Origin of the sequence: Ferrovum sp. (genome assembly GCF_027317285.1) — a bacterium.
Classification (GTDB): Bacteria; Pseudomonadota; Gammaproteobacteria; order Burkholderiales; family Ferrovaceae; genus Ferrovum.
This window is the reverse complement of the sequence record NZ_DAHVHV010000161.1, coordinates 1-563: the sequence shown is the minus strand read 5'-3', so window position 1 is coordinate 563 and position 563 is coordinate 1. Positions and strand designations below refer to the sequence as shown.

The window sequence follows — 563 nt, the reverse complement described above, 5'->3', positions numbered from 1 at the left end:
CTGCGACTGGCGGAGGGCATCGATCCGGTAAGGGTGTTCACGGTGTCCACCGGGACGGCAGACACGATCTTCAGGAAGTACCGCCCCGCCGAATTTGACCATATCCACTTCCACGACGCCCGCCATGAGGCCGTTTTTCGCTTGAGCAAGAAACTGCCCGTCATGGATCTGGCCAGAATGACGGGGCACCAGGACACGAAGATGCTGCTCAGGTATTACAACCCAACGCCGTCAGAGATCGCCGATTTGCTCTAAAAGCCGGGTTGGCTGTTGGTGGCCAAGGGCGGAATTGAACCACCGACACAAGGATTTTCAGTCCTCTGCTCTACCAACTGAGCTACTTGGCCACGCTAAGCCGCCCATTATATCGGATATTTCAGAAGGCGTGTAGAACCAGACTGCGCCGCTTTAACGCAGCGAACCACCTGCTCGGTGGTAACATTCCAAACCTTTATGCGCATTTGTTTCCGTTTGTGCGCACGGTTCTTCCAATCCGCCTGTTCGGCGGTAACCTTCCAAACTGCAAGTCAGCCGCGATAACGCTTTTGCTGTCGCCGTTTCCA

At 55.4% G+C, this 563-nt stretch carries 1 protein-coding gene and 1 tRNA gene; one reads left to right on the top strand and one right to left on the bottom strand.

Features of this window, described 5'->3' with window-relative positions; translation table 11 throughout:
• Positions 1 to 255 (top strand): tyrosine-type recombinase/integrase (locus tag M6F29_RS12105; protein WP_298160288.1); only part of this gene is annotated, 255 nt, incomplete at its 5' end.
• A gap of 16 nt (positions 256 to 271) precedes the next feature.
• Here the strand turns inward: M6F29_RS12105 and M6F29_RS12100 are convergent.
• Positions 272 to 347, bottom strand: a tRNA-Phe gene (locus tag M6F29_RS12100).
• Positions 348 to 563 lie beyond the last annotated feature (216 nt).